15 protein-coding genes are annotated in these 24,458 nt (G+C 60.7%); 11 read left to right on the top strand and 4 right to left on the bottom strand.

The features are described 5' to 3' along the window. Positions 1 to 64: 64 nt before the first annotated feature. Positions 65 to 1,177 (bottom strand): DUF3034 family protein, encoded by a 1,113-nt coding sequence (locus GOB90_RS12415; RefSeq protein WP_264813299.1) that lies wholly within the window; start codon positions 1,175 to 1,177, stop codon positions 65 to 67. Between the two features lie 490 nt (positions 1,178 to 1,667). Next, complete coding sequence (locus tag GOB90_RS12410; protein WP_173572080.1) at positions 1,668 to 4,703, bottom strand: TonB-dependent receptor plug domain-containing protein; 3,036 nt, start codon at positions 4,701 to 4,703, stop codon at positions 1,668 to 1,670. 337 nt (positions 4,704 to 5,040) lie between these two features. Here GOB90_RS12410 and GOB90_RS12405 point away from each other — a divergent pair, with 337 nt between their 5' ends. The 7 genes from GOB90_RS12405 (at position 5,041) to GOB90_RS12375 (ending at position 15,737) form a co-directional block, all read left to right on the top strand. After that, positions 5,041 to 5,742: a response regulator transcription factor gene (locus GOB90_RS12405; RefSeq protein WP_146890061.1), complete on the top strand. Its 702-nt coding sequence runs from the start codon at positions 5,041 to 5,043 to the stop codon at positions 5,740 to 5,742. A gap of 14 nt (positions 5,743 to 5,756) precedes the next feature. Beyond that, on the top strand, positions 5,757 to 7,208 hold the full coding sequence (locus GOB90_RS12400) for a HAMP domain-containing sensor histidine kinase (protein WP_242011987.1): 1,452 nt from the start codon (positions 5,757 to 5,759) through the stop codon (positions 7,206 to 7,208). Between the two features lie 180 nt (positions 7,209 to 7,388). Next, positions 7,389 to 10,562 carry an efflux RND transporter permease subunit gene (locus GOB90_RS12395; protein ID WP_146890058.1) on the top strand — a complete coding sequence of 1,058 codons (3,174 nt, stop codon included), beginning with the start codon at positions 7,389 to 7,391 and terminating at the stop codon, positions 10,560 to 10,562. Next, positions 10,559 to 11,836 (top strand): efflux RND transporter periplasmic adaptor subunit, encoded by a 1,278-nt coding sequence (locus GOB90_RS12390; RefSeq protein WP_146890055.1) that lies wholly within the window; start codon positions 10,559 to 10,561, stop codon positions 11,834 to 11,836. The genes GOB90_RS12395 and GOB90_RS12390 overlap by 4 nt, the downstream gene beginning before the upstream one ends. Before the next feature lie 74 nt (positions 11,837 to 11,910). Next, complete coding sequence (locus GOB90_RS12385) at positions 11,911 to 13,428, top strand: efflux transporter outer membrane subunit (protein ID WP_242011994.1); 1,518 nt, start codon at positions 11,911 to 11,913, stop codon at positions 13,426 to 13,428. Between the two features lie 194 nt (positions 13,429 to 13,622). Beyond that, entirely contained in the window at positions 13,623 to 15,383 is a 1,761-nt protein-coding gene (locus GOB90_RS12380; protein WP_146890048.1) for a tetratricopeptide repeat protein, read from the top strand. A 126-nt stretch (positions 15,384 to 15,509) separates the two neighbouring features. Continuing rightward, positions 15,510 to 15,737, top strand: coding sequence for a hypothetical protein (locus GOB90_RS12375; RefSeq protein WP_146890045.1), 228 nt, complete (start codon positions 15,510 to 15,512; stop codon positions 15,735 to 15,737). A gap of 218 nt (positions 15,738 to 15,955) precedes the next feature. Here GOB90_RS12375 and GOB90_RS12370 read toward each other — a convergent pair whose 3' ends face one another. Beyond that, positions 15,956 to 17,140, bottom strand: coding sequence for a phosphatidylinositol-specific phospholipase C1-like protein (locus GOB90_RS12370; protein ID WP_146890042.1), 1,185 nt, complete (start codon positions 17,138 to 17,140; stop codon positions 15,956 to 15,958). 252 nt (positions 17,141 to 17,392) lie between these two features. Between GOB90_RS12370 and GOB90_RS12365 the strand changes: the two genes are divergently transcribed. After that, positions 17,393 to 19,777 (top strand): TonB-dependent receptor, encoded by a 2,385-nt coding sequence (locus GOB90_RS12365; protein ID WP_261765985.1) that lies wholly within the window; start codon positions 17,393 to 17,395, stop codon positions 19,775 to 19,777. Then, on the top strand, positions 19,774 to 20,721 hold the full coding sequence (locus GOB90_RS12360) for a glycerophosphodiester phosphodiesterase family protein (protein WP_198912626.1): 948 nt from the start codon (positions 19,774 to 19,776) through the stop codon (positions 20,719 to 20,721). The genes GOB90_RS12365 and GOB90_RS12360 overlap by 4 nt, the downstream gene beginning before the upstream one ends. A 46-nt stretch (positions 20,722 to 20,767) precedes the next feature. Here the strand turns inward: GOB90_RS12360 and GOB90_RS12355 are convergent, their stop codons facing one another. Further along, positions 20,768 to 22,189 (bottom strand): amidohydrolase family protein, encoded by a 1,422-nt coding sequence (locus GOB90_RS12355; protein WP_146890039.1) that lies wholly within the window; start codon positions 22,187 to 22,189, stop codon positions 20,768 to 20,770. Between the two features lie 126 nt (positions 22,190 to 22,315). Between GOB90_RS12355 and GOB90_RS12350 the strand changes: the two genes are divergently transcribed. Together GOB90_RS12350 and GOB90_RS12345 are read left to right on the top strand one after the other, a co-directional pair. Continuing rightward, positions 22,316 to 23,548: a putative DNA modification/repair radical SAM protein gene (locus tag GOB90_RS12350; RefSeq protein WP_146890036.1), complete on the top strand. Its 1,233-nt coding sequence runs from the start codon at positions 22,316 to 22,318 to the stop codon at positions 23,546 to 23,548. Continuing rightward, complete coding sequence (locus GOB90_RS12345) at positions 23,545 to 24,321, top strand: TIGR03915 family putative DNA repair protein (protein ID WP_261765984.1); 777 nt, start codon at positions 23,545 to 23,547, stop codon at positions 24,319 to 24,321. The genes GOB90_RS12350 and GOB90_RS12345 overlap by 4 nt, the downstream gene beginning before the upstream one ends. The last annotated feature ends 137 nt before the right edge of the window (positions 24,322 to 24,458 follow it).

Genomic DNA, 24,458 nt, shown 5'->3' with positions numbered 1-24,458 from the left:
ACCCGCCGCCAGAAGCAGAATATCGTCAATATTCCAGATCGGGCTCCTGTGGGATGACTGAATTCTACAAAATGACCCGAAATTGCCTCAAGTGTGAGAAATCCGCGTCGAACCAGTTGCTTTCCGGGGTGAAGTTCTGGTTACGGGGTTTGGTGCGGTATTCGACGCCGACGACCAGTCCGGGGATGAAGGACGGCAGGTAGCCGAGTGAGCCTTCGAACTGCGGGTGGTAGCTGTTGTTCCGGTCGCCGCCGAAGCCGAGGATGCCCCACTGGTTGCCTTTTGTGAGGCGCATGGTGGTGCTGATGAGCAGCCCGATCGACGGGTAGAGTTTGGTGGCTGCGAAATAGACATCGGCGCCGTCTGTCGATTTCGCGCCGACTTCCTTGATGACCTTGTTGTCGCCGTCATGTTTGTACATGGCGCCGATTGCGAACTGCGGGATCAGGGTTTTGTCGAGGACGTGACCGAACAGGCGGACTTTGACGCCACCGGTATCGAGGTCGAACTGATAGCCTTTTCCGATGCCGAGCATCCGGCCTGTCTTTCCGGTCTGGAAGAAGTTGTGTGAGTAGGACAGCTCGACGCGGTCGTAGATTCCGAGGATGGCGCCGAAATTCTGGTCCGTGTAATTCGTGACGTTCACGTAGCTGTAGTGAAAGGCCATGCCGAGGCCTTTCTTACTGCCGTATCCGCCGATGGTGGCCCAGGTGGCGATGCCGCCGCCGCTGGCGCCTTCGAGCGAGCTCAGGCCGCTGGTTCCGAGCGTGCGCTGGCCGTCGAAGATCGAGTGGGGGCCGGTGAGTGTGACGTCGTCCTCGTCCGCCGCGGCGGGGCTGGCTGCTGCTCCGGTCTGTGTCGTGACGGCGGGGGTGACGGTTCCGGTCTGCGTGCCGGTGGCGGCGGTCGTTGCGGTCCGGGTTGTGCCGGCGACGCTGCTGTTTTTTGCGCTGGCGGTGGTGTGGCTGGTGGTGTTTCCGACGCCGACGTAATCCATCAGGCGGGCCTGGGGATCGGCGGCGGCGTTACAACTGGTGATGCTTCCGATGGCGATCGGTCCGGCGATCAGGCTGATGATCAGTCCGGCGAGGCCGGGCCGGAGAGGCTGGGTGCCGCATTTCCGTGATCCGTTCGTGTGAAAAATTCTCCGGTCAGAGCTGACAACACAGGGCGTCACGTTTCGCGGCCTTTCAGCATGGGCGGAGGCGCGTCGCGACCGCAATATTGTGTGATCTATGTTACGACGACTATAGACGAATGCAACAGGACTTTCTTGGTCAATCTGTATCTTCACCTGATTATGTTTTTTGTTAACGACATAAAATATATGCAGAAATCAATTTTATCAGAAGCCGGTGGCCGGCATTTTCTGTTCCTGAATCGATATGATTATAGCCGTGTGGCGGCGGTCGTTGCGGATCAGGTTGCAGTCAGTGTCGTGTACGATCCGGTGAGAAAACAATCCGGCTGCGGGAGGCGGCGGGCGCCGGTATGCCGGGCCGGGTTTTGCGAAACCGGCCGGTGAGGTGCGGGAGGCCTGTTTCCGGGCGGGTGATATATTGCCGGTCTGCGACTGCCGGTCTGATTCGGTCTGATAATGACAAAGGCCCGGACCTGTCTGGTCCGGGCCTTTGCTGGGGCGGTTGGTTTCGGGAAGTCTGCCGGGGTCAGAAGCCGGCGGAGACCTGGAGCCAGAAGGAGCGGCCTTCGTAGAATTCGCCGTAGATCGAAGCCATGCTGTTGTCGGTCGCGCTGACGACGTAGGGGGGCTTCTTGTTGTTGATGTTGTTGATGCCGCCGGTGAAGTTCCAGCGGCCGTATTCGTAGCCGAGGGACAGATCGTTCTTGAACATGCCGGGTGTTTTATAGCGCTGGCTGCCGTCCGCCGTCAGGAAGTTCGAGCTGTTGTTCCAGCGCATGCCGCCGATGAAGGTCATCATATAGGTGACGTGGAAATTGCCGTGGCGCCAGGTCACTGTTGTGTAATCGCGCACGCGGGGCATTCCGGCGGCGGGGAGGCTGCCTGCGCTGGCGTTGTATTGCAGGCCGCCGGTATAGTTTGTCCAGGCGCCGCCGGCGGTGTTCTGCTGTTTGTAGTTCAGAAGCTGCTGGAAGTTGGTGCTGATCATCAGGCGGTCGGCGGGGGTGATGTGGAAGGCGTAGTCCACGTCCCAGTCGATGCCGCTCTGATGGAGGCCGCCCTGGTTGGTGTAGAACGACGAGACGTAGTCGATCTGGTTCGAGGATGCGAAGCGCTGGATGCTGGCGCAGTAGCCGCTGCCCAGGCCGGTGAAGCACTGATCGACGATATACTGTGTCGACACGGCGGAGATCAGATTGGCGATGGTATAGTGCCAGTATGTGGCCGAGGCGTGCAGGCCGGGAATCCAGTGCGGGGTCACGTCCGAGCCGACGGTCCAGGTGCGTCCGGTTTCGGGGCGCAGTTTTGAGTTGCCGCCGGTCAGTGTGGCGATCTGCCCGGAGTTGACGTCCTGGAAGGTGGCGGAGTTGATGCCGCGACGGGCGCAGTTCAGTGCCACGGCGCCGGCGTACGTGCCGTAGCTTGCGGCCTGGGCGCAGGGGTCGGTGGCATTGTTGTAGCTGAGCTGCTGGCCGCCATAGAGTTCATAGACGTTGGGCTGGCGGTAGGACGTGCCGAGTGTGGCGTGGAAGCGGATGTCTCTGGTCGGGGACCAGTTGATCGCGGCTTTCCAGTTTTTGGCGCCTCCGAAGGTATTGTAGGAGGAATAGCGGCCCTGTCCGTCGATGGTCAGGTCGCGGGCGAGGAAGGCGTTGTGCAGCAGTGTCAGCTTGCCTTCCAGATAGCCTTCCGTGACGTTGAATCCGCCGCCCGTGTAGGTGGAGGTGCTGGTCAGGCTCTCGCCGGAGGCGATGAGCGGATCGGGGTTGTAGCTGAGCTGCTCGCCGCGGTGTTCCATGCCGAGCGCGACGGCGAAATCACCGCCGTTTTTCCAGGGCATTTTAACGATGTGGTTATTGTTGATGCGGACGTTCAGGTCACGCATCTGGTAGTGGTAATGGCTGTGCGACGTATAGTTTGCGTATTCCGCGGCTTCTTTTGAGAGCGGGGCGAACGGGCTGGACAGCACGCAGCCTTTGGCGGCGTTACAAACGGACGGGTTGTAGACGAGCGCGCTGTTCGTGCTTGTCGGATCGACCTGCTGAAGCCCGTAATCCTGCAGGAGGGCGGGATAGCTGCCCACGCCCGACATCTGCTCGGTCATCATGTTCGAGCCGTAGGTGTAGGAGGCGTCGTACATCCAGCCATGGGTGATTTCGCCGCGCATGCCGCCGATGCCTGTGACGGTATCGGAGGCGTCTTCGGTGCGGCGGGGTCCGAATTCGTTCATCCGCTTGTACATCTGGAGGTCTTCGCCCGTTGTGTTGTACGGATCATTGGCCGGGATGACGAGTTCGGCGGGCATACTGGAGGGCGGCACGGCGCCTTCGACCGGTTCGGCAGCCATCTGCGCCATGGATGTGCGGTGGCTGTACAGGACGTTGGCGTATGGGATGAAGTGTTTGTTGATCTCGTAGTGCAGATCGCCGCTCAGCGTAGAGTTTTGCAGATAGTTCGAGAGCATCTGGTCCTGGCCGTAATTATAACGGTATTTATTGTTCCAGGGGACGATCTGGCCGCTGTTTGTGCCGGTGTATTCGTTGCCGGTCGTCTCGCCGATATAGTGTCCGGACGAGGCGATGAAGGAGCCGTAGGTGGGCGTGCCGGAGGTCGGGTTGCTGGCGGCGACCGGTGAGGCCCATGAGCGGTCTTTCTGCATGATCCCGCCCTGGGTCATGTAGGAGCCGAAGATGGTGATGTTGCCTTTGTCGTGATCGAAGTTCCAGCCTTTATGGCCGGACAGCTTGCCGGTCAGTGCGTCGCCCTGTCCGCTGATTCCGCCATAGGCGGTGACGTTTCCGTCCGTGACGTTGTGCTTCATCTTGATGTTGATGACGCCCGACACGGCGTCGGCGCCGTAGAGTTCCGAGCCGCCGTCTTTCAGCATTTCGATGCTGTCGACCATATCGGTCGGAATGGTGTTGAAATCGACGCAGTTATTGTCGCCGTTCATGGTGGTACGCTTGCCGTCGATGAGAACGAGCACGCGGTTCTGGCCCATGTTGCGGAAGTCGACGCAGGAGGCGCCGCCCGTGCCGTTGGTCTGGTTGTTGTTCGTACCGCTGGACCCGATGGAGGGCATGCGCTGGAGGAAGTCGCCCAGGGTGGCGACGCCGGCCTGCTGGATCTGGGTGGAGGTGATGGTCTGGACCGGGTTCGGGCTGGTGTTGCGCGCGGTGCGGAGCATTGATCCGGTGACGACGACTTCTTCGTTGCCGCCGCTTTCGTAATGCTGGCTGAGCGTGGTGGCGTTGCCGTGCCGGGCTGCCGCCGTCGCGCGGGCCGGGGTGGTGGCCGTGGCCGGCGTGGCGCTGGTGGCTGTGACGGCGCGGGAGGTCGGCGTTGTGCCGTACGCGGCGTGTGTGTGGTGCCGGGTGGTGTGCGCGACCGGCTGTGTGGCGGAGGCGTCCGTTGCGGCGCTGGTTGTCGCGGCGCCGGCCTGGGTGGACTGTAACAGGATGGGGGAGGAAGCGAACACCGTTGCCGCGAGGAACGTCGCGCGGGATTTCAGCTTACGGAGCCCTTGTCGTGGTGTGCAGGGATGTAAGCGGGAGAGAACCATTGGCGGTCAGACCTTATAAAACCGGATTTAGACAGAGTGTCGGAATAATTTCGCTCCTGGCATGACCGGCGCGGCGCTTGCAACGATATGTGTCTGGCGCGGGTCTGATCTGAAACTTTTGTTGCAATTTTGTCACTGGTGTAACATTTGCGGGTAGTAATGTTTCGGGCGGTTACGCTGATTACGGTGTGTGGCGGGGACACCGGGTTCTCGGAGGATGTCCGGGGGCTCCAGTGGCGCGGGATTTGTGTGTTCTGTCGCTGAGTGTGACGTTCGGATTCAGTCATGAAACGGATTTTAGTGGCAATCGGGCGGTGCAGGCGGCATCCCTGTGCTTATGAGCGCATCTGCCAACATGAATGGTGCACATGTCCTGCTGGTCGAGGATGACAGCGGTATAGCCCGTGAGATTGCCGAAGAGCTGGAGAGCCGCCACCTTGCCGTGACGGCTGTGGAGACCGGCGACCAGGGGCTGGAGAAGGCGCTTTCGGGGGCGCATGACGTTCTGGTGGTGGACAGGATGCTGCCCGGTCTGGACGGGCTGACGCTGATCGAGACTTTGCGCGCGCGCAGTATCCGGACGCCGGTCCTTGTTCTGTCCGCGCTGTCGGCTGTGGATGACCGGGTCAGCGGGCTGAAGGCGGGTGGTGACGATTATCTGACGAAGCCGTTTGCGATGGAGGAGCTTGTTGCTCGGATCGAGGCGTTGCTGCGGCGTCCGGACGACACGCGGCAGACGATGTTGCGGGCGGGCCCTCTGACGATGGATCTGATCGACCGGCGGGTGGAGCGGGACGGGCGGGAGATCGAGCTGCTGCCGCGGGAGTTTCGTCTGCTGGAGTTTCTGATGCGGCGTCCGGGGCAGGTTCTGACGCGGGCGATGATGCTGGAGGAGGTCTGGAACTACCGGTTTATTCCGCAGACCAATCTGGTGGACGTGCATATCGGCAAGCTGCGCCGGAAGGTTGATGGTCCTGACGAGGTGCCGCTCATCCATAGCATCCGGGGGGCGGGATTCACGCTCAGCGTGCCGGACTGAGTATCGGGCGGGAGATGTCGTCCATTCTGCGGGGCCGGCAGTTCGAGCTGTTCCGCACGGCCCGGTTTCGTCTGGCGCTGGGGTTTGCGCTGGCGATTCTGGTGGCGACGTTGTTGCAGTTTTCGCTCGTTTACAGCCAGATGACGTCGCAGGAGTTCCGTCGTTCCGGGCAGCTTCTGCATCGCGAGATGGATTTTCTGCTGTCGCTGCCGGCGGACCATCTCAGCTATGTGATTCGCGAGCGGTCCACAGATGATCTGCGGATTGTCATCAATGAGGCAGGGATTTTCACAGCGAACCGCGAGCCTGTGACTGGGGATCTGAAGGAGTGGCCGGAGGGGCTGGTCGCGGATGGCGGCCTTCATGCCTCCGTGATGATTCCGGAGGAGGGCGCGCCTTATAAGATGTGGTTTCTGGCTGACCGGCTGCCGGACGGGCGGCTTCTGGCGCTCGGGCGCAGTGTGCATCCGCTGAGCGAGCAGAAGCTGATGATGCGCCGGGCCTCGCTGACGACGATTGTTCCCATTCTCATTCTGGCGCTGGTGACGGGGGTCTGGCTGAGTCACCGGGCGCTGGCGCGGGTGAAGGAGATGCATGAGGCGGTTGACCGGATCATGCGGGGGGACATCCATGAGCGGTTGCCCGCCGGGTCGGAGAGTGACGACATGCAGCGGCTGGCGGGGAGCGTCAACCGGATGCTCGACCGGCTGGAGCAGCTGATGCATGACATGCGGGCTGTCGGGAATGACATTGCTCATGATCTGCGGACGCCGCTGGCGCGGGTGCGTGCCTCGCTTGAGCGGGTTCTGTCCGGGCCGGGGGCGGAATCTCCCGAGGTGCTGCGCGACACGATTGGCGGGGCGATCGAGAATCTCGATCAGTGTTTTGCGATCATCACGGCGTTGCTGCGCATGGCCGAGATCGATAACGGGCGGCGCCGGGACGGGTTCGCGACGGTCGGGCTGGAGGATCTGGCCCGGGATATCATCGATCTTTATGAGCCGATCGCGGAGAGCGAGGAGGTCAGTCTGCGGGGGCCGGTGATGGTGCGCGATGTGGAGGACGGCGGGGGCGCGGGTCTGCCGGCTTCTTCTGTCGTGGTTCAGGGCGACCGGGATCTTCTGATCGAAATGCTGGCCAATCTTGTGGATAACGCGATCAAGTTTACGCCGCCTGGCGGACGTGTGCAGGTTGATATCGGATATCGGGCGGGGCATCCGGCCGTTTCGGTAACGGATACGGGAATCGGGATCGCACCGGAGGAACGCGGGGCCGTGCTGACGCGTTTCTATCGTTCGGACAAGAGTCGTCACATTCGCGGGAGTGGTCTTGGTCTTAGTCTTGTTACCTCGATTCTCAGACTTCACAATGCCTGGATTCTGGTGGAAGACGCTACGCCCGGTGATCCGGGGCGGGGGACGAAGCTTGTTGCGGTCTTTCCGGCTGCGGATCAGATCCGGCCCTGAGTCCGGCGTGGCGCGCTCCGGTGGCGGGCGTTCCGGCGCGGGCCGGGGACTGTGCTGTTATGACAGTTCGATGACGGTCTCTTAAAAGGTATTTTATTCGCCATCCGCAGCATTCGCTGCCAGAAAGTTTCTTATGTTATTTGTAATGTATCTGTCAGACGCGCGTTCGGGTGAGAGTGTATGAACGAAATTGTCGTCATTGCTCTTAAACGGCCTTACACCTTTGTCGTTCTTTCAATTCTGATTCTGGTGTTTGGCGTCCGGTCAATTCTGTTTACGCCGACAGACGTTTTTCCAAACATCAAAATTCCGGTCGTTGCGGTGGCGTGGACCTATACGGGTCTCATGCCGGAGGACATGTCCGGGCGCGTGATTTATTATTACGAACGCGCACTGACGGCGACGGTCAACAACATCGAGCATATCGAGAGCCAGTCCTATTACGGGCGTGGCATCGTCAAGATTTTCTTTCAGCCGGGAACCGATGCCTCCGCGGCGCAGACCCAGATTACCGCTGTTTCGCAGACTGTCATCAAGCAGATGCCGACGGGGTCCACGCCGCCGCTGGTTCTGACATACAATGCGTCTTCGGTGCCGGTTCTGACGTTGCAGGTGTCCTCGACCAGCATGACGGCGTCGCAGATTTACGACATGTCGTCGAACCTGATCCGTCCGGCCCTTGTGTCTGTCGCGGGCGCCGCGATTCCGAACCCGTATGGCGGGCAGCCGGGCAACATCATGGTCGATCTCAATCCGACCAAGCTGCTGGCGCACGGACTCTCGCCGGTGGATGTGTCGGCGGCGCTGAACCGGCAGAATATCGTGCTTCCCGCCGGGGATCAGAAGATTGGCACGATGGACTGGATGGTGCAGTCCAACGCGGCGCCGCGCGACATCGATACGTTCAATGCGATCCCGATCAAGCAGGTCGGGAATTCGGTTGTGTATATGCGTGACGTGGCCTGGGTGCATGCCGGCGGGCCGCCGCAGACCAACATGGTGTTGGTGAAGGGGCAGCAGGGCGTTCTCATTGTCATCATGAAGAGTGGCGATGCCTCGACGCTGGCTGTTGTGGACGGCGTCAAGCAACTCCTGCCGGGTATTGTGAAGACGCTGCCGGCGGGTGTGGACATCACGATCGTCAATGATGCCTCGACTTTTGTGAAGGAGTCGGTGCGGGACGTTGTTCAGGAGATGGGCACGGCGGCGTTGCTGACCGGGCTTGTCGTGCTGTTGTTTCTGGGGTCCTGGCGTTCGACGGTGATTATTGCCACGTCCATTCCGCTGGCGATGCTCTGTGCGATTATCGGACTGGGCTGGGCCGGGCAGACCATCAATGTGATGACGCTGGGCGGGCTGGCGCTGGCGGTTGGTATTCTGGTCGATGACGCCACCGTTATGATCGAAAATATCGATGCGCATCTGCATGGCGGCAAGGAGCTTGAGGACGCGATTATCGACGCGGCGAACCAGATCGTGGTGGCGACCTTCGTCTCGACGCTGTGTATCTGTATCGTCTGGATGCCGCTGTTCCAGCTGACGGGTGTGGCGGGCTGGCTGTTCATGCCGATGGCCGAGGCGATCATTTTCGCGATGCTGGCGTCTTTCGTGCTGTCGCGAACGCTGGTTCCGACCATGGCGAAATATCTGCTTGCGGCGCAGGTCGCGGCGGAGCGGTCCGGCGAGAACAAGGAGCCGAAGAATATCTTCGGGCGGTTCCAGCGCGGGTTCGAGCATCGGTTCGAGCAGTTCCGTAATGGCTACAAGGAAATTCTGGCCACGCTGATCGGGGCGCGGGGCAGCTTTATCGGCGGGTTTCTCGCGGCAGCGGTCGGCTCTCTGGGTCTGCTGTTCTTTGTCGGGCAGGATTTCTTTCCGGAGATCAACTCGAATGCGCTGGCGCTGCACATGCGGGCGCCGCTCGGGACGCGGATCGAGGAAGCGGGCAAGATTTCCCAGCTTGTGAATGATGAGATCGAGCGTCTGCTGCCGGGGCAGATCGAGTCCGTTGTCGATAACTGTGGTCTGCCGTTCAGTCCGCTGAATCAGGCGTTTATTCCGACGCCGACGGTGGGGGCGCAGGATTGCGATCTGAACGTGACGCTGAAGGACGGCGATTCGCCGGTGGCGGAGTATCGGGCCACGTTGCGGGCTGGTTTGCAGAAGAAGTTTCCCGGGACGCAGATTACGTTCCAGCCAGCTGATCTCACGGCGAAGATTCTGAATTTCGGCGCGCCGGCTCCGATCGACGTTCAGATCATTGGCCGGAATCTGCATGACAATTTCATCTTCGCGAACCGGCTGGTGACGAAGCTGCGTCGTGTGCCCGGTATTGCGGATGTGAATGTTCAGGAGCCGATGACCACGCCGACATTGCTGGTGAATGCGCGACGGACCTTTGCGCTGGGCACGGGCATTACCGAGGCGAACGTGGCCAACAACATGCTGGTCTCGCTGTCGGGCAGTTCTCAGGTTGGTCAGGTTTACTGGCTCGACCCGAAGACGGGTGTTTCGCATCTGATCGATATTCAGACGCCGGCGGAATATCTGCAGACGATGAACGATCTGGAGATCACGCCGGTCGACAAGGGCGACGGAAACCCGAACGGCAACACCGTTCAGCTGCTTGGCGGTCTGAGCAAGATTGTCGAGACGGGGACGCCGGGCGAGGTTGCGCACTATAATATCATGCCGGTGTTCGACATCTACGCCATGAACGAGGGGATCGACCTTGGCAGCGTGGCGCGGGAGGTCAAACGGATTGTGGCGGCCGAGCAGGACAAGCTGCCGCACGGGTCTTCCATGGCTGTGATCGGCCAGGGCGTGACGATGAATTCGGCCTATGCCCAGCTTATTGGCGGTCTCGCGATGTCGATCATGCTGGTCTATCTGATCATTGTCGTGAACTTTCAGTCCTGGCTTGATCCGTTCATCATCATCACGGCGCTGCCGGGGGCTCTGGGCGGGATTGCGTGGTCGCTGTTCCTGACGCACACGGCGTTGTCGGTTCCGGCGCTGACGGGTGCGATCATGTGCATGGGAACGGCGACGGCGAACTCGATCCTGGTGGTGTCTTTTGCCCGTGACGAGCTGGCGCGGCACGGGGATGTGTTCAAGGCGGCGCTGGATGCCGGGTTCGAGCGTATTCGTCCCGTGCTGATGACGGCTTCGGCCATGATTGTCGGCATGTTGCCGATGTCGATGAGTAATTCACAGAACGCTCCGCTGGGGCGCGCCGTGATCGGTGGCCTGCTGGTGGCGACCGTGGCGACACTGCTGTTCGTGCCCTGCGTCTTCGCCATGTTGCACGGACGGAAACAGAAATCGAAGACGCCCGAGGGAGAAGCGGCATGAGTGCCAGGCAATCGCGCGGAAAGCTTGCGCTCATCATTGTTCTGATTGTGGCCCTTGTGCTGGCGGCGTGGGGGATTCTCCGGCGCCACTATCACTTTGTGCGGCTGGCATCTGAGACGCAGGAGAGTTCTTATCCCAGGGTTCAGCTGATCAGCCCGCAGCCCGGACCGACGCACCGCACGCTGGATCTGCCGGCCAATATTTCGGCCTGGTATCAGGCGCCGATTTACGCGCAGGTCTCCGGCTATGTGAAGATGTGGTACAAGGACATCGGCGCGGCGGTTCATGCCGGGGATCTTCTGGCTGAGATCGAAACGCCGGGTCTGGATGCGCAGTTCGGTGCGGCGAAGGCCAATCTGGATGTGGCGCTGGCCCGTTACAAGCTGGCTCAGATCACGGCGAGACGCTGGAAAGCGCTCCAGGGCACGCAGGCGGTGTCGCAGCAGGAAGTCGATGTGCAGGCGGCCAATGCCGAGGCGCAGCAGGCTCAGGTTGAGGCGGCGCGTCATGATATGGAGCGTTATGCCGCGCTTGAGGGCTTCAAGAAGATCGTGGCGCCGTTCGATGGCGTGGTTACGGCGCGTCTGGCCGATGTGGGCGACTATGTGAATGCCGGTGGCGGCGATGTCAGTTCCCGTGGCAGCGCCACGGAGCTGTTCAGCGTGGCGGATGTGCATGCGATGCGCGTGTTCGTTCCGGTGCCGCAGGATTATGCGGATATCATTACGCCGAAGCTGACCGCCACGCTGAAGGTGCCGCAGTTCCAGGGGCGCGAGTTCCAGGCGCGTTATCTCGCGACGGCGGCGGCGTTCAACCAGAACACCCGCACGGTGAACACCGAGCTGATGGTTGATAATCCGCGTGGTGAGCTCTGGCCGGATTCCTATGCGACGGTGCATTTCGAGGCGCCGGGCGATCCGGACATTCTCATTCTGCCTGTCGGCGCGCTGATTTTCCGTGCTGAGGGATTGCAGGTGGCGATGGTGGACGGCAGCAACCGGGTTCACCTTGTGTCCGTGACGGTGGGCACGCTGCTCGGGAAGAGCGTACAGATCATCGAAGGTCTGAAGGTGACGGACAAGGTGATCAACAATCCGTCGGCCGGTTTGCTTGACGGGGACGAGGTGCGGATTGTTCCCGGCACGCGCGGTTATAACATTCCGGCCGGGCCGCCGCCGGAGAAGACCGGAGCGGCTGACAAGGGCACCCATGACGACGTCCGGGCGATGCCGGAGGATAACTCCCCCTCGCCCGAGGCTGGTGCGCGTCAATGACGGCAGGCCGTATTTTGTCTGAGTCGCGTCCTGTAAAACGCCGCCGCCTGGGTTGTTTTGCCGCTGCCCTGCTGATGGCGACCGGCCTTGCCGGGTGTGACATGGCGCCGTCCTACAAGCCTGTGAAGCTGGTTTATCCGGCGAACTGGGAGGGACAGGGGGTGATCCGTTACGGGCAGCCCGACGATGGCGCGCCCCGCGGCGACTGGTGGAAGGCTTTTGGCGATCCGCAGCTCGATGCGCTTGAGGACCGGGCTCTGAAGGCCAATCCGGATCTGCAGGCGTCGGCTGAATCGTTCATGCAGTCGCGCGATGTGGCGGCGCAGGTGGCGGCCCATCTTTATCCGCAGGTGACGGGTTCGGCGGGTGGCGAGAAGTGGAAAGGGTCGGCGCACCGGCTGTGGCGCGGCGCGGGTTCGACCGGTCCGACGTATATGTCGTCCGAGCAGTATTCGGGCGCCGCGACCTGGGAGCCGGATTTCTGGAACGCGATCCGCAACCGCACGCTGATGGCGAAACAGTCCGCGCAGCAGCAGGCGGCGGATTATGCGGTGGCGCGTCTCAGTCTGGAAGCGGAGCTGGCCTGGGATTACATGGCGTTGCGCGGCCTTGATGCGCAGGATGCGGTTTACAGGGACTCGATCCGCTATTACCGGCTGGCGGTGCAGATCACGCAGATGCGTTTGCAGGGGGCGATTTCCGCCGGGATCGATGTGTCGCGCGCCGAGGCTCAGCTTTATGCCACGCAGGCGGCGGAGACTGACATCCGGGCGCGGCGCGATGTCATGGAGCATGCCATTGCGGTGCTGGTGAACGCGGCGCCGGCTGCGTTTCATATCGCGCCGCTTGAGGTGGACGATCTGAATTTTCCGGATGTGCGGCCGTCCGCCGGTCTGCCGTCGACGCTGCTGGAGCGCCGGCCTGATATTGCCGCGTCCGAGCGGGCGATGGCGCAGGCGAACCGCGCTATCGGTGTATCGCGGGCGGCGTTTTATCCGCATGTGACGTTCAATGCGATGACCGGATTTATGGATAACGGCTTCGATCTCGCGTCGCTTTCGAATTCCATGTACAATTTTGGCGCTCAGGCTGTGCTGCCTCTTTTCCAGGGCGGGATTCGCCGGGCCGAGCTTCAGCGGAGCTGGTCGCAGTATCGCCAGTCCGAGGATGAGTATCGCTCCACGATTCTGTCGGCTTTTCAGGAGGTTGAGGACGGGCTGACGAATGTCGGTCGTCTGAAGATCGAGACGGTGCAGCAGAACAGTGCTGTCCAGGCCGCGCTCCGGACGCAGACGATGACGATGGAGCTTTATACGGGCGGGCTGACCAACTATCTGGATGTTGTTGTCGCGCAGCAGGCGGCTCTGGTGGCCCGTGTGGCGCTGATGCAGGTCAAGACCAGGGAGCTTCAGTCGAAGGTCACTCTGATCCGGGCGCTTGGTGGCGGATGGTCGGCGAAGAATCTGCCCGAGTATAAGCAGATCCGGCCGTTTAAGCCGTTGCAGTATGACGGTTTGCGGACGCCGAAGGGTGTCAGCGGGATTTCGGTTTCGACCGATCCTGCCAATGCGAATCTCAGCCGGCAGCCCTGATGGGCTGGTCCGGGTCAGTCGTCCTGTAATAAAATGTAAGACAGGGCTGTGTCGGTGGGGCTGGCGCGGCGATGTTCCGTGCGGGATGGGTGCGCGGGGTCCGGCGGCGGTGTAACGGTTTGAAAAATATCGGACCGGTTCCGAAAGAGGGTTTTAATATCTGAGTGGCAGACAGGTGGGCGAGGAGCCCCGCCATGACGACTGCGCCCGCCATTGCAGATACATCTGAAACCGTCATTGATTCGTTGCTGAGTCGATGCCGGGTTTTCGAACAGCGAAAAGATTTCGCGGCGGTACGTCGGGAAGCTCTTCATTTTCTGGCGGGCAACCGTTCGGATGTGGCGGCGCTGGCTCTGCTCGGGCGCACGGAACTCAGGCTTGGGAGGGCGGGGCGTGCTCTGGCCCCGCTCAAACGCTGCGTGAAGCAGTCGGGAAATTTCATTTTTCGCCTGCTCTACGCGCATTGTCTGAAAAGGCTGGGTCATGCGGATGAAGCGGCTGAGGAACTGGCAAGCGCGGGCCGTTCCATGCCGGTTTCCGGCGCCGCGTTTTTCGCGGCGGGGGTAACATTCGAGGGGGTTGGGGAAATCGATCTTGCCATCCGGTTCTACAGGCAGAGTCTTCTGCTTGCGCCGGGAGTGCCCTGTGTCAGCCATCGTCTCGGCAGGCATCTGCTCGACAAGGGGAAGCCGGAAGAAGCGCTGGAACTGATCAATACGGCCATCGCCGGAAAAGCGGACGAGGCCTATTATCATCTCGATCAGGGGGTGGCGCTGGAGCTGACGGGCCGGCTGGAAGAGTCGCTTGCGGCGGTTGATAACGCCATTGCTGTCGCGCCGGACAATCCCGAGGCCTTGCACAACCGCAGCCATCTGTTGTTGCTGCTCAACCGGTCCGGAGCCGCGATTACGGCCGCGGACCGGGCTCTGGAAGTCAGACCGGATTATCCTGCCACGCTCTTTACCCGCGCGACGGCTCTGCTGAAGGTCGGGCGCTGGGAAGAGGGCTGGCGTGAGTATGAGTGGCGCTGGCGGTCCTGTCAGACGCCCCGGACGGATATTCGCTGCCCGCCATGGGAAGGCGGTGATCTGCGCGGGCGGCATATTCTGCTTCACGCCGAGCAGGGGCTTGGTGACTCGCTCCAGTTTGTGCGCTTTGCGACGCTTGTCGCACGGTTGGGTGCGCGGGTGTCTCTGCATGTGCCTGAGCCGCTGGTGCGCCTGTTCCGCCGTGTCCAGGGGGTATCGGATGTGTTCTCCACGCTGTCTTCGGATGCGGTTTTTGACTGCCACTGTCCTCTGGCGAGTCTGCCGATGATGTTTGGCATCACGCCGGAAACGGTTCCTGCCGCGCCTTATCTCTCCGTTGCGCCGGAGATGGCCGCGAAACAGGGCGACCCGGTTCGGCGTCTTGCTGAAAATGGCGACGGGAACCCACGGGATCTGATTGTCGGCCTTGTCTGGTCGGGGGCGCCCCGGAAGAATAAGGTTCGCTCCTATGCGCTCGATGAGCGCCGTTCTCTGAAACTTGCTGATCTTGAGCCGCTGTTTTCCGTGTCCGGGATTCGTTTTGTCAGCTTCCAGCTTGATGAGGCGGCTCAGCAGCGTGTCGAAACCGGTTTTCCGCTGACGGATGTCACACAGGGGATAACGGATTTCGCGGACACGGCGGCGCGGCTGACCGGGACGGATCTTCTGATTACGGTCGATACCTCGATTGCGCATCTTGCCGCCGGAATGGGGTGGCCGGTCTGGATGCTGTCGCGTTTCGACGGGTGCTGGCGGTGGCTGGAGGGGCGGTCCGATACGCCGTGGTATCCGACGATGCGCATTATCCGGCAGGAGGCGCCGGGAGACTGGGCCGGAGCTGTCGGGGCGGCGCGGCGGATGCTGGCCGGAGAGGTGCAGCAGCGGCAGTTTTATCGTGAGAAAGCTCTGAGTGAGAACCTGACGTGATCGTGCAGGCGTAATCTCCGTGTGCGGAGCACTCTTTGTCAGGACTGGGGTGTGGAAAGCTGACGGGACCGGCGCAAGACGGTAAGTGTGGTTTTCGGGTGGCGATCACACGGAAGGAGCACAGTGATGGGGCATAATTACGCTAAACCGGCGACCGCTGAACAGCGTCTCACGCGGGTTCTGTCCCGCATTCCGTCCGACTGGGCGGTGATGATCGAGCGGCGGCCCGGGACGGGCATGTGGCGGGCTGCCGTGCATCCGGGCGGGCAGGACGGGCTATGGAGCGAGGAGACGGCTCAGCCTGTCGAGGCTCTGGAATCCGCCTGGCGGCTCAACCGGCCGCCAGCTTCCTGAACACGGCGGGTTCGGGTGGTTGCCGGACCGGGGAGAACGTCTGTGACTCTGTTTGCATTAAGCCTTGCTGTTTTTCTCAGGGCGTTGTCCTGAAACCCGCCAGAGACCCGGGGCCTCTGGAAACCTGTTTGTTTGTCAACGGGTTCGGGTGCAGGGGCCTGTGGCTCCTGCCGGGTTCGGGCAGAGCCCGCAATACTGACACGGCAGAGCCATATCTGTTAATCGGCGAGTTTCCGGCTGTCGCAGTTTGCGGGCGCATTGACGGGATCGCAGCGGGCGATCAGGCCGTCGGGGAAAGCGACGCTGAATCCGTGCCATGGCGCCGGTTCGAAGGAGGGATAATCGGTGCTGATGATCTGGGCTCCGCTCCGGAACGCCACGTCCCGTCGTGAGGTATCGCCCTCGCGGGCTTCGACGGTGTTGGCATCCGAGCGGGTTCGCACCAGGTAGCCGGCTTTGACCAGTTCGGGAATGACGTGCTCTGCTACGGCATTGTTGACGGCCGCGCTGCCGTTGCCGTTCTGGCCGATGAACCCTTCATTGACTTCCGTGAAAGCGGCGTCCGGGTCGCCTGGCGTGGCGTTGGTGAAGATGACCCGCCCGCGCAGGGCCGGGTGATTCAGGACGTATCGCGCGGTGTCATGCGGTCTGTCGAACAGGAACACGATCTTTCCGCGTGCGTCCGCCAGGGCTGGCCAGCCTTTGTTCTTTATGGCTTCATTCAGGGTCGGGAAGCTGCCGCGCACGTCGTCGGGGGTCAGGATGTTTCCTGAACCGATTGTTTCGCGGATTTCCGCATCGAGCCGGTCATAGGTTTCCGGGGTGAAGGTTTCCGGTTGTGTGAAAGGTCGTTTTGCGGAGGCGAACGGAACGTCCTGTTTGGTTTCGAGGTCGATAAAGACGGGCAGGTGTCCCGGATGAGCTTTTGACCATGCGCTGATGAGTTCCAGGCATTTCCGGAAGGGTTCGCAGCTCGATCTCTGGTCGAGATCGACGATATGCATGACCTTGAAATCGGTTCCCTGCATGGCCTCCGGGGGCATCGGGTCCGGGTCCGGCGTGATGCCGTCCTGCTTCTCCCATGCGGGGCCTTTGGGATGACTGTATTCTCCGCCGTGGCTGTCGGCGTAGATGTCGATTTCGAGCTGGCGGACGCCGCCGTCGAGTTGCCGGTCCAGCGATGTGTGCCGGTAATCGAGCGCTTCCGCGATTTTGAGGCTCTGTTTTGTCAGCCATTGCAGTGTGGCCGGTGAAATATCGGCGCGGTAGCTGTTATGTGTCCCGATGATCTGAATTTCATTGAGTCTGACGGCCTGATCTGCGTTCCGGGTTTCCGCCGGGGTGGCGGCGTAGCCTGCCACGGGAAGGAGGGCGGCCAGAAACAGGGCGGGGATACGGGTCATACTGCTACCTGATAAAATAGAATGCCGGCGCAGAAAAAATCAGAACCGGCGCAATAGCAATCATGTGTGGAGCGCAGGATTCCTTTTTCATAATAGCTACATATAACTGCAACAAAACTGTCTTTTGAAATCCGTTAAGATTGCAAATACTTCACGTTTCCGTTGCCGGACCCCTGCCGGTGGAATGCGTCGGAAACGTGAGCTGATATTTCAATGAATTTCAAAAATGTGCGCAGGTTTTCTTTTCTGTCCGTGAGCACATCGCTTGCAGCAACGGTTGCTCCGGTTTTTCTGTCTCCGGCCGGAGCCGCAGTGGTTCACCGTGACAGCCATCATTCTCCATCTCGTTCGCAACAGGCGAATGTTTCCGCGGCAAGACCTGCCGGTAAGACGGCTGCGCGGCCTGCGAGGACAGGAATGGATGCCGGGGCGGGAGAGGAGGCGAGTGTGAAGGTGGCTCGTCGCGTTCTGGGCGGTGGTATGATGGCCCGGCAGACAATCGCGAAAAGCGTCAGCGAGGTTACGCAGGATTATATTTCTAAACAGTCTCCGCTCGTAAATCCCGGTGTGCTGGTCTCAAGTCTTCCGGGTGTTCAGGGTAACAGCGAAGGGCCGCTCAGCACGACATCCGAGACACTGCATATTCGCGGTCTCGATCAGACGCAGATCGGCATGGTTTATGAAGGGATGCCTCTGGCTGATCCGTTCACATACGGCGCCTATACGTCCGCGATGGTTGATAACGAGAATCTGGCTTCCGTTTCAGTCAGTCAGGGGTCATCCGATCTGACGGCTCCGGTTTATAACGCGGATGGTGCGCAGATGACGCTGAATCTGAGGCATGCATCGAATAAATTCGGCGCCTATGTTGAGGCTTCAGGTGGCACGCATAGTACAAATAAAGAATTTGTCCGCGTCGATACGGGTGAGATCGGTCATAGCGGCGTTAAGGGGTTTGTGTCGGGATCTTATTCGAGCGGAAATCTCTGGCGCGGGCCGGGCGACATGTATCGCTGGCATCTTGATGCCGCGCTGGAAAAGCAGTGGGCCAGAAACAGCAGTTCGGAAGTGATCTTCAGTTATAACTATGCGAACCAGACCGAGTGGCTGTATCCGACGCTGGCGCAGTGGCATGAATATGGCGACAGCTATAACACGAGTGGCGTGTATAAGCCGGGTGAGACATCGTATTACAAGCTGAATACGAAAGCGACAAATGCCGTTGTTGGCACAATCAAAAACCATTTCGATCTTGGAAACGGGCTGTCACTCGATGCGCAGCCCTACGCGGTCGAGACTTATGGTCCCAACAATTATGGCGGCACGGTTCCGATTTCGGGCGGGTATTCCGGAACGCAGCAATATGGCACGCTTGAGGGGTATGCACCGGGCACGACGGGAAGTGTCACCGCGATCAGCATCCATCCCTGGGTGCAGACATCCAGCGGGCTGAATCTGATCGGGACCTGGAAGCGCGGGCTTAACACGCTGAAATTCGGATACTGGTATTCCTATGCGGTGCATTCGGAATTTCAGGATTACTATGCCGTGGATTCCGAGGGGAGGTATGCCAAATCAAATGGCTATCTCAAGGCTGATGGAAGAAACATCACACAGTACAACATCAACGGCATGCAGCAGCTCAATGCGCTGTCGATCGAGGATGATCTGAGTCTTCTGCATGATCGTCTGACGATCGGCGCGTCTCTGCGGGCCAACATGATCAACCGTCAGTTCACTGAGGATCTGCCGGGGGCAACACCGTATAAATCGGTGAAGAACATGTTCATTCCGACGCCTCAGGTGCTGATCAGCTATAAGATCAATCCGCAGAATCAGATTTATATCAACGGCACCACGGGATATCGCGCGCCTTCGTCTTTTCAGTCTCAGGTCGGGACCTATAATTACACGACGGGCGCCGAGCTGTCGGAGCCGCTTGGGAACTATACGCCGGAATTCATGATCGGGGAGGAAATCGGGTTCAGGCATTACGGGCCGGTGATGTTGAGTGTGGCTGGATTCAACTATAATCTGACGCATCATCAGATCAGCAGCGTTTCTTATCTTCCCGATTCCACTGTGACGGTTTCGCAGCCGATCGATGCCGGCGGCGAGACGGCGCGCGGGATTCAGGCGGAGGTTTCGACGCGCCCGTGGTATCACATCAGTGCTTATGCGTCCGGGCAGTATATGCACACATCGGTTGATAACAACATTGCTTATGGTGGCGACTATCTGCGGACAAAGGGCAAGCAGGAAGTGGGCTCACCGAAATTTCTGGCCTCCATTGGTCTGACATATGATGACGGCACGAATTTCGGTAACTTCAATTTCCGCTATTCAGATTCCCAGTATTCGACGCTGATGAACGATCAGGGGATACCGGCTTACTTTACCGCCGATCTTTCTTTCGGACGCTATCTGCCGAAATTCGGTCGCTTCCATCCGAAAGCTATGCTGAGTCTGGCCAATCTGGGCGACGTGCATTACCTGTCCTCGATGACGGGATATACCGTGACGGCGGCCAGTAAGATCAAGGGGATTTACGGAACGACGGTGACCGGTTCTCAGCCGACTTACAATGTCGGCTCCGGTTTCTCGGCCATCTTTACGATTTCCGGAACATTCGAGTGAGGAACAGGAAACTGCGGGTCGGCGCGCGGATCGCTCTTGCGTTTTGCATGTTGAGCCCGGTCGGGAGTGCGTTTGCGACGGACCTGACGCGGCGGATTGCCGATCCGGAGGGCGGGCCGGTTGTGGTGGCGCATAGGGGGTGCCATAACGCGGCGCCCTGGCGGGGACTTTCGGAGGCTTCGGAAAATTCCTTTGATGCGCTCGATCATTGCGTTGCTCTGGGCGTGGATGTCATGGAAACGGATGTGCGGCGGACCCGGGATGGCGCGCTGGTCATGATTCATGATGCCACGGTTGACCGGGTGACGGACGGGCATGGGCGCGTTTCGGATCTGACGCTGGCCGCAATCGGAAAACTGCATCTTCGCGAAAATGAGGGCGGGCCGGGGGCGGCGCTGACGAACCGGACGATTCCGACGCTGGCTGAGATGCTGGCGCGGGCCGGGACGAAGATCGTTCTGAATCTTGATGTCAAGGACGCGATCTATGCCGAGGTGATTGCGGCTGTGGTGGAGGCGGGCGCCGCTGATCGGGTGATCGTCAAAACCGGGGCGGGCGTGAACAGTCCGTCTCTGGCGGGGCTGCCACCTTATAATCGCGTGCCGTTCATGCCGATTCTGTCATCTGGCGATGAGAGCGGGTCCGATCTTGTCCGGATTGTTCGCCAGCAGGGGAGCGGCACACGGAAAGTGGTCGGCTATGAGGTGCCGCGCATGCCAGCGGCGGTGCTTCCGGCGCTTGCGGCCGAGGCGCGGTTCCAGCATGTGAGGTTGTGGAACAACACGTTGTGGGATGGATTTATCGGAACCGGCCGGGGTGATATTGAGGGGCTGAGAGATCCGGATGCGGTGTGGGGGTGGCTGATCCGGTCGGGGGTTTCCATGATCCAGACCGATGAGCCGGAAGCGCTGCTGCGTTTTCTTCACCGGGATCGTGCGCATTAACGTACCGGCGGCCGGGGTGGTCGCATCTGGTTTGTGCGGGTCCGGTTTATTTTGCCGGGACCGGCTTTTGCAGGGCAGCGGCCACACGGCGGTCCGTCTCGGCCTGGACGTGTTGCAGATCCTGGCGCAGCAGATGGCCGTGATCGGTCATCTGTTCGCCGCCGATATAGACACGCTCCAGATCCTGTTCTGACGCTACGAAGACGAGTGTGGCGTACGGGTCGAAGACATGACCGAAATATGTGGGGTCGATAACGAGGAAATCGGCGTATTTTCCGGGCTCCAGGGTGCCGAGGCGGGTGGTTTCTCCGAGCACGCCGGCGCTGCCGGCGGTGTGCAGATGCACGACATCGGCGGGGCTCATGATGGCGGCGTTCTGGTATTTGTCGCGGATGGCGTAGAGGCCGGCGCGCATGTTTTCGAAGGGATCGACGAGATCGGCGCTGGCTTCTCCGTCCACGCCCATGCCCACTCTGATTCCTGCCCTGAGATAAGCGGGAATATCCGGAACGCCGGAGGCGAGGCGGCCGTTTGAGAGCGGGTTCCAGGCCATGGCGGCATGGGCCTGTGCGGTTCGGGCGATGATGTCCGGGGTGGTGTGGATGAAATGCCCGAAGATCAGGTCCGGTCCGAGCAGTCCGGTCTGGATGAACCAGGGAAACTTCTTCTGTTCTTCCTCGATTTTATCGGGTGGTTCCAGATAATGTGACTGATTGCCGAGGTGATATGTTTTCATCACGAGGGCTTCGGTTCGCGCGTCTTCGATGGTGGGACGGAAGGCGGCGACGCCGTTCAGCATGACGGACAGCATCCTGTCCCTGCCGGACTGCGTCCGGCTCCATTTCAGAAATCCGCCGACGTGACGGAGAGCGTCGGCGGGTGTGCCGGGTTCGCCGTCCGTGGCGTCGATACCGTGGACGAAGCGGATGCCGGAATCGGCTTCGCCCCGGAAGGAGGCGCGGTCGATGGCTTCCGTGCCGTCGGCGTCCAGGGGAGGGGCACCGCGATTAAAATTATAGGCTGTGGTGACGCCGTGCAGGAGGTGGTCGAGGGCGCCGGAGAGGGTGAACCAGTAGAAATCCTCCGGCTGTGCCCGGCTGGCGGTTTCGCCATAGAGGGCGGTCAGCCAGCCGGTGAGGGTTTGATCGGCGGCGAGGCCCCGCCAGGCGGCCTGCCAGAGGTGGCTGTGGGCGGAGATGAAGCCGGGCATGATCCAGTGATTATGGGCATCGAAGATGGTTCGCGCTTTTAAGCCGGGTGGCGGGTCGCCGGGGCGGAGGCGCTCCAGCGTGCCGTCGGTGCTGACGGTGAACCAGCCGTGGAACGGGGCGGGCTGGTCGGGGGCCATGGAGAAGATCGTGGCGTTTTGCACGAGGAGTTTCGGTTCGGGAGCTGCGTGCGCCCGGGTGACGGCAAGCGTGAGAGCAAAAGCCGTGAGTGCGGGTCCGATGCGTGAAACACGTGACATGCTGCCATCCTCTGCCGGTTCGGGTGCATCGCTATCACACGGGAGCGTAATGAAAAAGCCGGAGTCTCAGGGGGTGGGAAACAGAGTTATTGACGGTTCTCTGGTGAGAACATAACATGAACAACTATGAAGCGCACTTTCTCCGAACGGCTGGCCATTCTGTCTGACGCGGCGAAGTACGATGCGTCCTGCGCGTCGGGCGGGACGGAGAAGCGTGGCGGGAAGGATGGGAAGGGGCTGGGATCGACGGAGCGCAGCGGGATCTGTCATGCGTTTACGCCGGACGGGCGGTGTGTGTCGCTGCTGAAGATCCTGATGACGAATTTCTGTATTTATGACTGTGCGTACTGCATCAACCGGATTTCGTCGGGCACGGAGCGGGCGCGGTTTTCGGTTGAGGATATTGTCTGGCTGACGCTGGAATTTTACCGACGCAACTATATCGAGGGGCTGTTTCTGTCGTCCGGGATTATCCGGTCTTCCGATTATACGATGGAGGAGCTGGTTCGGGTGGCACGCGTGCTGCGTCTTGAGCATGGGTTTCGGGGGTATATTCATCTGAAGACCATTCCGGACGCTTCGCCGGAGCTGCTGGCGGAGGCGGGGCTTTATGCTGACCGGCTCTCGATCAATGTCGAGATGCCGACGGAGCAGGGGCTGTCGCAGTACGCACCGGAGAAGAGCGCGGCCGGGATACGGGGGGCGATGGGGCATATCCGGCAGCGGATGGAGGCGGCGACAGAGAAAGCGCCATCCGGCCGGAAAGCGCCGCGTTTCGCGCCGGGGGGACAGAGCACGCAGATGATCGTGGGGGCGGATGCCGCGACGGATCATGACATTCTTTCGAGCAGTTCCACGCTTTACACCGGGTACCGGCTGCGGCGGGTGTATTATTCCGCGTTCAGTCCGATTCCGGATGCATCCGCGAAGCTGCCGCTGATCCGGCCGCCGCTGCTGCGTGAGCATCGTCTTTATCAGGCGGACTGGCTTTTTCGTTTCTATGGCTTTGATTTTCAGGAGCTGACGGCCGGACGTCCGGACGGGATGCTGGATCTGGGGATGGACCCGAAGCTGGTCTGGGCGCTGGATCATCGGGCGATGTTTCCGGTGGACGTCAACCGGGCGGAGCGGGAGATGCTGTTGCGGATTCCGGGGATCGGGCCGCGCAGTGTCGGGGCTCTGCTGTCGGCGCGGAAGCATCGCACGCTGCGGCTGGAGGATCTGGAGCGGTTGCGGATCAGTCTTCGGAAGGTGCGTCCGTTTATCACGACGCCGGACTGGCGTCCGGTGCGGCTGACGGATCGGGTGGATCTGAAAGCGCTGTTTGCGCCGCCGCCGGCTCAGTTGTCGCTGTTGTGAGTCTTCCGTATCGTATCGCCTTGCCACCGGAGGCATCGTTTGAGATGTGGCGTGATCATGCGAGGCGGCTTCTGAAGCATGGCGTTCCGCCGGAGCGGGTGGAGTGGCGCGTCCGGTCCGCGCAGGATGATCTTTTTGCTGAGGGCGAGGCTGTTGCTGACGTGGCGGCGGGCGCGGGGGGGACGGTCCGGCGGGATTGTCTCGGGCTTTTGCGGCGTATTCTCTGTCATACATCGGAGGATCGTTTCGCGCTGGCTTACAGGGTGTTGTGGCGGAGTCTGCGTCAGCCGGATCTGCTTCGTGTGGCGACCGATCCGGATATTGCCGCGGCGGGTTATCTGGCGCGGCAGATCAGGCGGGACGTGCACGATATGAAATCCTATGTCCGGTTCAGGGAGAAGCGGAGTCCGGGAAGCAACATGCGTCATTTTCTGGCGTGGTATGAGCCGGAGCATCACATTCTGGAGCTTGTCGCGCCGTTTTTCAGCGGGCGTTTTACGGACATGAACTGGCTGATCCTGACGCCGAAGGGGTCGATCGCTCAGGATGACGCGGCGTGTGTCGTGACGCGGGAGGTGTGTGTGCGTGAGACGGTTGAGGATGAGACGGAGCAGCTCTGGCACACGTATTACCGGTCGGTTTTTAATCCGGCGCGGATCAAGCTGAAGGCCATGCGCTCGGAAATGCCGCGCAGATTATGGAAGAATCTGCCGGAGACGGATCTGATTCCGGAGATGCTGGTGGCGGCGCAGCGGCGGGACTTCGTGCCGTGACCCGCCCGCCCGCTCTGCGGACGGGTCAGGTGGGCCGGAGGATGTCGTCGGGTCATTCCCGGTATCCGATATTGAGAGGCCCGTGGCAGGCGGTGCGGCAAAAACGGTCTGATCTGTATCGAATATAATACAGACCT

Origin of the sequence: Acetobacter oeni (assembly GCF_011516825.1) — a bacterium.
GTDB classification, from domain to species: domain Bacteria; phylum Pseudomonadota; class Alphaproteobacteria; order Acetobacterales; family Acetobacteraceae; genus Acetobacter; species Acetobacter oeni.
Note: the sequence above shows the minus strand (reverse complement) of the source record. Positions and strands in the feature narration are given on the sequence as shown.

Bases quoted from the DNA above. Each gene is read 5' to 3' on its own strand.
- GOB90_RS12410 (WP_173572080.1), bottom strand. From the start codon at position 4,703: ATGGTTCTCTCCCGCTTACATCCCTGCACACCACGACAAGGGCTCCGT.
- GOB90_RS12405 (WP_146890061.1), top strand. From the start codon at position 5,041: ATGAGCGCATCTGCCAACATGAATGGTGCACATGTCCTGCTGGTCGAG.
- GOB90_RS12400 (WP_242011987.1), top strand. From the start codon at position 5,757: ATGTCGTCCATTCTGCGGGGCCGGCAGTTCGAGCTGTTCCGCACGGCC.
- GOB90_RS12395 (WP_146890058.1), top strand. From the start codon at position 7,389: ATGAACGAAATTGTCGTCATTGCTCTTAAACGGCCTTACACCTTTGTC.
- GOB90_RS12390 (WP_146890055.1), top strand. From the start codon at position 10,559: ATGAGTGCCAGGCAATCGCGCGGAAAGCTTGCGCTCATCATTGTTCTG.
- GOB90_RS12385 (WP_242011994.1), top strand. From the start codon at position 11,911: ATGGCGACCGGCCTTGCCGGGTGTGACATGGCGCCGTCCTACAAGCCT.
- GOB90_RS12380 (WP_146890048.1), top strand. From the start codon at position 13,623: ATGACGACTGCGCCCGCCATTGCAGATACATCTGAAACCGTCATTGAT.
- GOB90_RS12375 (WP_146890045.1), top strand. From the start codon at position 15,510: ATGGGGCATAATTACGCTAAACCGGCGACCGCTGAACAGCGTCTCACG.
- GOB90_RS12370 (WP_146890042.1), bottom strand. From the start codon at position 17,140: ATGACCCGTATCCCCGCCCTGTTTCTGGCCGCCCTCCTTCCCGTGGCA.
- GOB90_RS12355 (WP_146890039.1), bottom strand. From the start codon at position 22,189: ATGTCACGTGTTTCACGCATCGGACCCGCACTCACGGCTTTTGCTCTC.
- GOB90_RS12350 (WP_146890036.1), top strand. From the start codon at position 22,316: ATGAAGCGCACTTTCTCCGAACGGCTGGCCATTCTGTCTGACGCGGCG.